Genomic DNA, 10595 nt, shown 5'->3' on the forward strand with positions numbered 1-10595 from the left:
GAGGTGCCGGGGCCGTCGGCCTGTTCGCCACCGACGGCCCCGGCACCTCCGGCAGCAACGGGAGGTGCCGGGGCCGTCGGCCTGTTCGCCACCGACGGCCCCGGCACCTCCGGCAGCAACGGCTGGCTGGTGAGCGGCGAACGGACCGTCACCGGGCAGGCGGTCATCGCCGGTGACCCGCACCGCTGGATCGAGGACCCCGGCGTCTACCAGCAGATCCACCTGTCCTGCCCGGAGTTCGACGTCGTCGGCCTGGCCGTGCCCGGCGTCCCCGGCATCGCCCACTTCGGGCACACCGGCACGGTCGCCTGGGCCATCACCAACGCCATGGCCGACTACCAGGACCTGTACCGGGAGCGGCTGCGGCGCACCGGCGCCGGCGTGGAGGCGCTCGGCCCGGACGGGGTCTGGCGCCGGGCGGCCCGGCACACGGAGGTCGTCGAGGTGGCGGGCGGGGAGCCGGTCGAGGTCGAGGTGATCGAGACCGACCGGGGACCGGTGGTCATCGGCGGCCCCGAGGGGCTCGACGGCGACCCGGTGGACCTCGTCGGCCCGGCCGGCGCGGTCGGTTCCGCCGGCCAGGCCGATTCCGTCGACCCCGTCGACCTCGTCGGCCCGCCCGTGGCGATCAGCCTGTGCTATCCGCCCCGCGTCACCGGCGACCTCGGCTTCGGCGCCCTGCTGCCGCTGCTGCGGGCCCGCCGGGTCGCCGACGTGGACCGGGCGTTCGACCGGTGGGCCGAGCCGGTCAACGTCGTCCAGGCCGCCGACACCGAGGGCGGTGTGCTGCACCGCGTGGCCGGGCGGGTGCCGTTGCGCGCCGAGGCCAACCGCCTGCGCCTGGTGCCCGCCTGGGAGCCCGGCCACGAGTGGCAGGGCTGGCACGAGACGCCCCGCGCAGGGCTCACCGACGGCGTCGCCGTCATGGCCAACCAGCGCGGCCCGGCCGAACCCCTCGGCGTCGAGTTCGCCCCGCCCCACCGCCACGACCGCATCGCCGAGCTGCTCGCCGGCAAGGAGCGCTGGTCCGCCGCCGACATGCCCGCGATCCACACGGACACCCACCTCGCCTCCGCGTCCGCCCTCCTGGACCACCTCCGGGCCCTCGACGCCCTCACCCCCGAGGCCTCCGTCCTCCGGGACCGCCTCCTCGCCTGGAACCGCCGCATGGACGCCGACAGCGCCGACGCGGCCCTCTACTCGGCCGTGCGTGGCGCGGTCGTACGGCAACTGGCGGCACATCCCGCCTTCGCCGCACTCGCCGCACCGCCGGCGTACCCGGAGGTGTTCCGGCCCTGGCTCGCCCTCCTCCCGCGGGTGGGCTTCGCCCTCGAACACCTGCTGCGGGCCGGGGAACTGCACGGAATCGACCGCCCGTCGGCTGTCCGCGCGGCGGTCGAGGAGGTGGCCGCCCGGCCGCCCGCCGGTGTCTGGGGCGACACCCACCGGCTCGCCCCCTGGCGGGCCATGGAGCCGGAGACGCCGTGCGACGAACCGGGGCTGTCCGGTGACCACGACTGCGTGCTGTGCACCTCGGGCGTGCCGGGTCTCACCGACCGCGCCGCGCGCGGCCCGGCGGCCCGCTACGTCTGGGACCTGGCCCGGCGCGAGGACAGCCGCTGGGTCGTCCCGCTCGGCGCCTCGGGCGTATCCGGCTCGCCCCACCACCGCGACCAGCTCCCCCTGTGGCTGGCCGGTGACCTCGTCCCGGTCGTCACCGACTGGACCGTGCTGAAGAAGGAGACCGATGTCTGACCCGTACGCCTCCCGCACGGCCGTCCACGAGCAGGTGACCGACGGCTTCGGCACCGTCCGCATGCTGCCGCTGGACCCGGAGGCCGACGCCGGGACGGTCCACCGCTGGGTGAGCGAGGACCGGGCCGTCTTCTGGGGCATGACCGGCCTCACCGAGCGGCAGGTGGCCGAGATCTACGCCCACATGGACCCGCTCACCACCCACCACGCCTTCCTCGTCGTCCGCGACGGCGAGCCGGTCGCGCTCCTCCAGACCTACGAGCCCGAGGCGGACCGCGTCAGCGAGTGCTACGAGGTCCGCCCCGGCGACATCGGCGTCCACCTGCTGGTCGCCCCCGCCGGCCCGGGCGGCGCGCACCCCGGCTGGACGGCACGGCTGGTGACCGCCGTCGCCCGGTACGTCCTGCTCGGCCTGGGCCGCCGGCGGATCGTGGTCGACCCGGACGTCCGCAACGAGAAGGCGGTCGCCCGTTTCCTGAAGATGGGCTTCACCGTGGGGCCGGTGGTGGTTCTGCCGGAGATCGACCTGCCGGATGTGTACCTGCCCGAGAAGAAGGCCCAGCTCGCCTTCCTCGACCGGGAGATACTCTTCCCCGCGTGACGCCCGACGACCTCATCGCCCACTACGGCCTTGAGCCGATCCCCCGCGAGGGCGGCCTGTTCCGCCAGACCTGGGCCGGCCCCGACCGCCCGGACGGCAGACCGGAGGGCACGGCGATCGTCGCGCTCCTCACAGCGGACGACTTCTCCGCCCTGCACCGCCTGCCGACCGACGAGATCTGGCACTTCCACCTCGGCGATCCCCTGGAGCTCCTCCTGCTCGCCCCGGACGGGAGCACGCGGACGGCGGTGCTGGGGCCGGACGTCCTCGGCGGCCAGCACGTGCAGTTCACGGTCCCGGCGGGCACGTGGATGGGCGGCAGGGTGCGCGAGGGCGGGCAGTGGACCCTGTTCGGCTGCACGATGGCGCCCGGCTTCACGTTCGAGGGCTATGAGCACGGGGACGCGGCGGAGCTGACGGCACGCTATCCGGCAGCGGCTGACAAGATTGCAGAACTGGTCCGTCCTTAGGGGCGCGGGGAACTGCGCGAACAACCCGTACACACCCGCACCCGCCAAACGACGCACATCGAATCCCCGCTGAGCGCTCCACACTTCCCATCCGTACGTAACCGGGAGCCGTACAGCCCGACCCCGGAGACCCACGTGGAGCGCAATGTCGGACACCCCCGGCGATTCCAAGCCCTGGTGCTGCTCGGCACCGTGCTGGTCCTGCTCCTCTTCAGCGGAGCCCCCGCCTCCGCCCACGCCGCCCTCCGCGGCACCGACCCCGACGACGGATCGGTCGTCCAGCGTGCCCCTCGCCACCTCACCCTGACCTTCACGGAGTCCGTCGGCCTGCTCGACGACTCCTTCCGGGTCTTCGGCCCGGACCAGCGCCGCGTGCACACCGGCGAGGCGCAGCACGCGGACGGCCGCTCCGACACGGCCCGGGTCGGACTGCCCGGGAAGCTCGCCCAGGGCACCTACACGGTTGCCTGGCGGGTGGTGTCCGCCGACAGCCACCCGGTCTCCGGTGCCTTCACCTTCTCCGTCGGTAAACGGTCCGCGACCACTGCGCAGATCGACACCGGCCCGGACGAGGACCCGCTGACCGGCGGCCTCCACGACGCCGCCCGCTATCTCGCCTACCTCGCCGCCGCGCTGCTCGTCGGCACGGTCGCGTTCGCGCTGCTGTGCCGGCCCGCGGACACGTCCCCGCTGCGCGGACCGCTGGTGGCGGCCTGGTGGACACTGCTCGGCTCGACGGTCGTCCTGCTGATGCTGCGCGCCCCGTACGAGACGGGCGCGGGCCCCGCCGCGGCCTTCGACCTCTCCGCCCTCGAGCGCACCCTGGCCGGCCGCCCGGGCCTGGCCCTGCTCGCCAGGCTGGCCGTCCTGCTGCTGACCGCTGCCTTCCTGCTACGGCTGTCCAGGTGCCGCGACCGCCAAGAGCCTCTGTTGCGGGCGGTGGGTGCGGCCCTGGCCGTCGCGCTGGCCCTGACCTGGGCGGTGGTCGAGCACGCCTCCGCCGGGATCCAGGTGCCGGTGGCGATGACGTCGTCCGTGCTGCACCTGGTGGCGACGGGGGTGTGGCTCGGTGGCCTCGTGGCGCTGCTCCTGACCCTGCGCCGGGCCTCCGTCGACGCCCTGGCGGAGGTCGTGCCCCGCTTCTCCCGTATCGCCTTCGCCTCGGTGACCGTCCTGGCCGTCACCGGCCTCTACCAGTCCTGGCGCGGCCTCGGCTCCCTCGCCGCGCTGACCGGCACGTCGTACGGGCGGCTGTTGCTGGCCAAACTGGTCGCGGTGACCGCGCTGTTGCTGGCGGCGGGGTACTCGCGCCGGTGGACGGCCCGCCTCGCGGCCCCGGTGGCCACCGCCCGGACGGCCGTACCGGAACGGATCCCTCAGCCGGTCGGCGTGGGGGCGTCGGTACAGCCGGAGGGGCCGGGGGAGTCCGGGGCATCCGGCGCGACCGGTGACGCCGGTGAGCCAGGGGAACCGCAGAAGCCGGAAGCGCCGGGAGCGCCGGGAGCCCAGGGAGGGCCGGAAGCGCCGGAGGACCGGCAGGAGCCGTCGGGGGCGCCGGAGCCGGCTCCCGGGTCCGGCGACGAGGACACCCGGCGGCGTGGGCTGCGCCGCTCCGTCCTCGTCGAAGTCGCCGTCGCCGCCGTGGTGTTGCTGATCACCACACTGCTCACCGCCACGCTGCCGGGCCGCGCGCAGGTCGAGGCCGCGCAGCGGCCCCCGGCGGGTGCGCTGCCGCCCACCACCCTCGTCACGGTGCCCTTCGACACGGGCGGCAGCACCAGCACCCTGTCCGGCCGCGGCACGGTGCAGGTCACCCTGGACCCGGCCCGCGTCGGCGACAACGGCGTCCAGGCCGTGGTCTACGGTGCCGACAAGGGTCTGGTCGTCGTCCCCGAGGTCCGCATCACCTTCACCCTGCCCTCGCGCAAGATCGGCCCGATCGACGCCGGACTCACCGACGCCGGCGGCTACTGGAGCGCCAACTCCGTCAACCTGCCCCTCCCTGGGACCTGGACGATGAAGACGACCGTGCGGGTGTCGGACGTGGACCAGGTGACGGTGTCGAAGCAGGTGCGGATCGTGCCCTAGGCACCCTCGGTGCCGCCGTGGGCGGATCGCCGTCGAGGAGCCGCGTCATGCACTCGGCGGCGCGTACGGCAGCGTCGCCGCAGCAGTTGTTGAACAGGACGTGGACCTGTTCGGTGCGTTCGGCCAGCCGGCGCACGCGGGGCAGCCACTCGGCGAGTTCCTCCTCGCCGTACCCGTACCGGAACCGGTCCTCCTTGCTGCCGGTCCCCCAGGCGGTGCTGCGTCCGTGGAACCGCACGACGGACAGTTGGGGCGAGGTGACGGGTGTGACCGGCGGGACGGAGGAGGGCAGGGCCTGCGTCATGTCGACGGCGACCGCGGCCATGCCGTACCGGGCGAGCAGCGCGCCCGTCGCCTCCGCCCGGCCCGGCTGCCACCACGAGGGGTGCCGGAACTCCACGGCGACGGGCCACCCGCGGGTCCGCTCGGCGCACTCGTGGAGGAACGCCTCCGCCCGTTCCCCCGGCCGGAACCACGGCGGGAACTGGAACAGCACGCTCCCGAGCCGCCCGGCCCGCCGCAGCGGCTCGATCCCGGCCACGAACCGCGCCCACACCTCGTCGAGCACGGCTGGATCCCGGTGATCGGCCGGCAGCCCGCCCGGCATCACCGCCTCCCGGGTGGGATGCCCGGTCAGCAGCGAGAACGCCTTCACGTCGAACACGAACCCGTCCGGTGTCCGCTCGGCCCACAGCCGGCTGTTCCGCTCGCTCGGCAGCGCGTAGTACGACGCGTCGACCTCGACGACCGGGAACCGCTCGGCGTAGTGCCGTAACCGCCCCTCGGCGTCCCGCCGCCCCGCCGGATACCAGCCGCTGCCGACCAGGGCCCGGTCGGTCCAGGAACACGTGCCCACCAGGATCTCGCCCATGGGGGACCGGTTACCCGGGCCGTGCGGTGGCAGGCTCCCCCCCGTCCGGTGGCGGCACGGTGAGACCCGCCGCAATCGGGGTAATCATGGTGTAGTGCACATATGTGGAATTGCGGCTGATTCCGCCACTATTCCCCCGAACGTCGGCCGCGATTCTCCCGTGATTCCCCCGCGAGAGCGAGATGACCGATCATGGAGCAGCCCGTCACCGTCGGCCGGGCCACCCGGTCGCTCGGAGCGGAATCCGAGGCCTCCGAAACCCTCGCGGATCTCGTCGGCGAGTCCCTGACCGCCCGCGTCACCCTCGACGAACAGGGCAGGGTGACCGGCTGGAACACGGGCGCCGAGCGGCTCCTGGGGTACTCGGCCCGGCAGATGACCGGCCGCCGCGCCGCGGATCTGCTGGCCGAGCCGATCCCGGTACGGGGTGGCCTGCCCACGCTCGCCGGACTGCCCCGGTGGAACGGCGACGTCGCGCTCCGGCACCAGGACGGCCGGAAGCTGACCGTCAGGGTCCTCGCCCACCACAGGGCGCCCGGAAGCGGCGCCCCCGCCTGGCTCCTCCTCTCCGCCCTGACCCGCGGACAGCCCCGGCCCGCCCTCGACGAATCCCTCGTGAGCTGGAGCTTCGCCCAGTCCCCGTGCTGCGCCCTGGCGATCTACGACACCCGCCTCCGGCTCAGGCGGGCCAACGAGGGCATGGAGCGGACCATGGCGCTCACCGAGGAGGAGATGCTGGGCCTGCGCGTGTCCGAGATCGTCGACGACGAGGCCGGTGAGCGGGCGGAGCGCAGCATGGCCCGGGTGCTGCGGACCGGCGAGCCGCAGTACGAGGAGAACTATCTGCGCGCCCCGGGCGAGACGCGTGAGCACGCCTGGTCGGTCTTCGAGTCCGCGCTGCGGGACGCCGAGGGCACGATCCGGGGCGTCTGCCTCTCCGCGCACGACATGACGGAACAGTTCTGGGCCCGCAAGCGGCTCCAGCTGATCGCCGACGCCGGCCGGCGCATCGCCAGCACACTCGACGTGACGCGCACGGCCCAGGAGCTGACGGAGGTGACCGTCCCGGCCCTGGCCGACTTCGTCAGCGTCGATCTGCTCGCCGCGCTGGACGACACGCCCGAACCGCCCGCCCGGGCCCTTCCGGCGGACGGGCCGCTGCTGCTGCGGCGGGTGGCGCTGCGGTCCGTGACCCCGGGGGCTCCGGAGGCCGTCGTGGCGCCCGGCGAGGTGGACTCCTACCCGGAGGGCTCGGCCCCCTACGAGAGCCTGCGCGCGGGACGGGCCACCCGGCACGAGGTGACCGACCCGGCGTTCACGGCGTGGCTCGCACACGACCCCGCCCGTGCCGAGAGGATCCGGGCGTTCGGTATCCACTCGGTGATGACCGTGCCGCTCGTCGCCCGCGGCACCACGCTGGGAGTCGTGCTCTTCCTCCGGCACCGCAACCCCGACACCTTCCGGCACGACGATCTGGTGCTGGCCGGGGAGCTGGCGGCCAGGGCCGCGGTCAGCATCGACAACGCCCGCCGCTACACGCGGGAGCGCGCCACGGCCGTCACGCTCCAGCGCAGCCTGCTGCCGCAGCGGCTGCCCCGGCAGGCGGCGGTCGAGGTCGCGTCGCGCTATCTGCCGGCGGGCGGGCACGCCGGCGTCGGCGGCGACTGGTTCGACGTCATCCCCCTCTCCGGGGCGCGCGTGGCCCTGGTCGTCGGCGACGTCGTCGGACACGGCCTGCACGCCTCCGCGACCATGGGCCGGCTGCGCACGGCCGTACGCACCCTCGCCGACATCGACCTGCCGTGCGACGAACTCCTCACCCACCTGGACGACCTGGTCGCCCGGCTGAGCGTGGAGGAGGAGGGCGGGGAGGGCGTGGGGACCTCCGGGGACGTGGGCGCGACCTGCCTGTACGCCGTGTACGACCCCGTGTCGCGGCGCTGCTGCTTCGCCGGGGCCGGGCATCCGGCGCCGGCCGTGGTGAGCCCCGACGGCAGTGTCGAGCTGATCGAACTGCCCGCCGCGCCCCCGCYCGGCGTGGGCAGCCTGCCCTACGAGGCCACCGAGGTCGTCCTGCCCGAGGGCAGCCTGCTCGTCCTCTACACCAACGGCCTGATCGAGGACCGGGACAGGGACCGGGACCTCGACGCGGGCGTCCACCGGCTGCGGGAGGCCCTCGCCCGCCCCCGAGGTCTCGGCTTCGCTCGAGCAGGGGGCACCCCCATGGCGCCCTCCCTGGACGCCCTGTGCGACACCGTGCTGGCCGAGCTGCTGCCGCAGCGCCCGGCCGACGACGTGGCCCTGCTCGTCGCCCGCACCCGCGCGCTCGACGCGAGCCAGGTCGCCACCTGGGCCGTGCCGGACGACCCGTCCGCGGTCGCCCAGACCCGCAAGGACGTGGTGGCGCAGCTGGAGAGGTGGGGGCTGTCCGACGCGGCCTTCGTCACCGAGCTGGTCGTCAGCGAACTCGTCACCAACGCCATCCGGCACGCCCAGCCGCCGATCCAGCTCCGTCTGATCCACGACAACACCCTGATCTGCGAGGTCTCCGACGGCGGCAACACCGCTCCCCACCTGCGGCGCGCCCGCACCTATGACGAGGGCGGGCGCGGGCTGCTCCTCGTGGCCCAGCTGACAGAGCGCTGGGGCACGCGCCAGGGCGCCTGGGGCAAGACCATCTGGGCGGAACAGACACTCTCTCTCCAGTGAGGATCCACCGGCCATGACCACACACACTTCCCACCGGGCCGCCGCGGCACCTGTGCAGCGGGCCGCCCAGCTGGTGGGCGTCGTCTTCCTGCTGGTCGGCGTGCTGGGGTTCATCCCCGGCATCACCACCGACTACGGCTCGATGGAGTTCGCCTCCCACGAGTCGGGCGCCGAGCTGCTGGGCCTGTTCCAGGTCTCGATCCTGCACAACCTCGTGCACCTGGCCTACGGTCTCGCCGGCCTGGCCCTCGCCCGCACGGCCGCCGGAGCGTACTCGTACCTGCTGGTCGGCGGCGCCGTCTACCTGGTGCTGTGGGTCTACGGCCTGTCCGTCGGGCACGACAGCGACGCCAACTTCGTCCCCCTCAACGCCGCGGACGACTGGCTCCACTTCGCCCTGGGCATTGTGATGATCGGCCTGGCTCTGGCCCTCGGCCGCCGCCGTCCGGCCCGCACCTCCCGCACCGGCGCGGAGCGGTAAGCACCCCGGGAGGGGACGGCGTGCAGACCTTCCTCCCGTACGCCGGCTTCCGGGAGTCGGCCCTGGTCCTGGACCGCCGCCGGCTCGGCAAACAGCGGGTCGAGGCGTTGCAGGTGCTGCGCGGCCTGCTCGTACCGGGATACGGCTGGCGCCACCACCCGGCCGTCCGGATGTGGGCCGGATACGAGGAGGCACTCGTCCGCTACGGCCTGGAGATCTGCCGCGTCTGGCGCGAACAGGGCCACCAGGACAGCTGCGCGGCCACCCTGGTCGCCGACCTCGCGGCGACCCGCCCGCACGCCCCGGTCCGCGACCAGCACGTCCTGGCAGCCGAGGGCGAACTGCCCCCTTGGCTGGGCGGCATCCCCTTCCACCACAGCCACCGCTCGGCCCTCGTCCGCAAGGACCCCGCCACCTACGCGGACCTCTTCCCGGGCGTCCCGGACGACCTGCCGTACGTGTGGCCGGCGTCGGACCGGCCGGCATAGGCACTGAGGCCGACTCCAACTTCCTTCCATGCAACCCCCGTTGTCCGATCAGACCGTTCCGTGTTCCACTGGATCTTTTCTGGCACATCGGTCACCGGTCACCCGCCCCCGGGCGGGCAGGCACTCCATGGGGGGTCCGTGTGTGAAGAACTGGGATTCGAGAAACTCCTCGGCGAGGAGGGCTTCTTCGCGCGGCTGTTCGGGCGGGCGCCTTCGGGGGCCGGCCGGGATCTGCTCTACGGCCCCGACCTGCCCGTCGTACTGCTCACCGGCGGCCCGGGCATGGGCAAGGGCCGGCTGCTGCGCGCCGTGCGGGACCGTTTCGCCGCCAAGGTGCCGGTGATCCACCTGGACTGTGCCTCGCCGGTGTACGCGGACCGTGCGGAGCCGGAGCCGGGCGCCCGCTCCGCCGCGACCGAGGCCCTGGTCGAGGTCGCCCGGCGGCTGTGCACCTGGCAGGGGACGGGCGGCTCGTTCGCCTTCCCGCGTCTCTTCGCGGGCCTGGCCATGATCGCGACCGGCGTCGCGGAGGGCACGCCCGAGGCGGTCGCGACGGAGGCCGAACGGTACGAGGACCTGCCCCAGAAGCAACGCCTGCGCGGCCTGGGCGCCGGTGACTTCTGGCGCGGCGTCCTGCGCGGCACCATCCGCAACCTCCTGACCACCCTCGGGCAGGCGCTCGACCCCTACTCGGCGGCCGTCAGCAACGCCCTCCTGGACGCCCTCTTCGAGAGCCTGGCCCCCCGGGGCAGAGCGGAACTGGGCCGGATCTACGGCGCCTATCCCGGCGCCGCCGGCCAGCCCAGGATCGGGCTGCGCATCCTCGCCGCCGATTTCCGGGCCGGCGGCGAGGCACGTGAGGTCGCGGAAAGCTTCCTCTTCCGGGCGCTGCGCGAGGACCTGGAGGCGGCGTACGCCGCACCCATCGGCTGGCTGCGCCGGGTCGGCCGCCCTGGCCTGCTGCTGGACCACGCCGAGTCGCCCCTGGGCGAGCGGCTGCTGCGCGCCGTACTCACCGACCGCCGGGGCGGGCAGCGCGACCGCGTGGTCATCGTCGGCACGGCACGCCGGCCGGACGGCGGCGCCTTCCTGCACGGCGGCCTGCCGCCCGAGGAGGTGACGCCCCCGGCGG

Annotated in this window: 8 protein-coding genes and 1 pseudogene; 8 read left to right on the forward strand and 1 reads right to left on the reverse strand. The window is 74.2% G+C overall.

Going from position 1 to position 10595, the window contains the following annotated elements:
• The 4 genes from CA983_RS33280 to CA983_RS33295 all read left to right on the forward strand — a co-directional run.
• Nucleotides 1–1755: penicillin acylase family protein (locus CA983_RS33280; protein ID WP_244207201.1), on the forward strand; the 1755-nt coding region annotated here is incomplete at its 5' end.
• The gene (locus CA983_RS33285; protein WP_086604512.1) at nt 1748–2356 is read left to right on the forward strand and encodes a GNAT family N-acetyltransferase; all 609 of its coding nucleotides are present in this window, start codon (nt 1748–1750) and stop codon (nt 2354–2356) included. The genes CA983_RS33280 and CA983_RS33285, both read left to right, overlap by 8 nt.
• A complete protein-coding gene (locus tag CA983_RS33290; RefSeq protein ID WP_086604513.1) occupies nt 2353–2826 on the forward strand; it encodes a cupin domain-containing protein in 474 nt (157 codons plus the stop codon). Before CA983_RS33285 ends, CA983_RS33290 begins: the two co-directional genes overlap by 4 nt.
• Before the next feature lie 177 nt (nt 2827–3003).
• Nucleotides 3004–4914, forward strand: a complete 1911-nt coding sequence (locus tag CA983_RS33295; RefSeq protein WP_086604518.1) for a copper resistance CopC/CopD family protein — start codon at nt 3004–3006, stop codon at nt 4912–4914.
• On the opposite strand, the gene CA983_RS33300 is transcribed toward CA983_RS33295, so the two are convergent.
• Nucleotides 4814–5785, reverse strand: a complete 972-nt coding sequence (locus tag CA983_RS33300) for a DUF72 domain-containing protein (protein WP_086604514.1) — start codon at nt 5783–5785, stop codon at nt 4814–4816. The two genes, CA983_RS33295 and CA983_RS33300, sit on opposite strands and share 101 nt — an antisense overlap.
• Nucleotides 5786–5977: 192 nt before the next feature.
• On the opposite strand from CA983_RS33300, the gene CA983_RS33305 reads away from it, so the two are divergent.
• The 4 genes and pseudogenes from CA983_RS33305 to CA983_RS33320 all read left to right on the forward strand — a co-directional run.
• Nucleotides 5978–8494: a SpoIIE family protein phosphatase gene (locus CA983_RS33305; RefSeq protein WP_086604515.1), complete on the forward strand. Its 2517-nt coding sequence runs from the start codon at nt 5978–5980 to the stop codon at nt 8492–8494.
• Nucleotides 8495–8507: 13 nt separating this feature from the next.
• On the forward strand, nt 8508–8975 hold the full coding sequence (locus tag CA983_RS33310) for a DUF4383 domain-containing protein (RefSeq protein ID WP_086604516.1): 468 nt from the start codon (nt 8508–8510) through the stop codon (nt 8973–8975).
• Between the two features lie 20 nt (nt 8976–8995).
• On the forward strand, nt 8996–9463 hold the full coding sequence (locus tag CA983_RS33315; protein ID WP_086604517.1) for an MSMEG_6728 family protein: 468 nt from the start codon (nt 8996–8998) through the stop codon (nt 9461–9463).
• A 138-nt stretch (nt 9464–9601) separates the two neighbouring features.
• Nucleotides 9602–10595, forward strand: a pseudogene (locus CA983_RS33320) (hypothetical protein); the annotation flags it as partial.

It is taken from the genome of Streptomyces swartbergensis (assembly GCF_002148965.1).
Classification (GTDB): Bacteria; Actinomycetota; Actinomycetes; order Streptomycetales; family Streptomycetaceae; genus Streptomyces; species Streptomyces swartbergensis.

Excerpts from the sequence above, each read along its gene's own strand:
- CA983_RS33285 (WP_086604512.1), top strand. The coding sequence starts at position 1,748 with ATGTCTGACCCGTACGCCTCCCGCACGGCCGTCCACGAGCAGGTGACC.
- CA983_RS33300 (WP_086604514.1), bottom strand. The coding sequence starts at position 5,785 with ATGGGCGAGATCCTGGTGGGCACGTGTTCCTGGACCGACCGGGCCCTG.
- CA983_RS33310 (WP_086604516.1), top strand. The coding sequence starts at position 8,508 with ATGACCACACACACTTCCCACCGGGCCGCCGCGGCACCTGTGCAGCGG.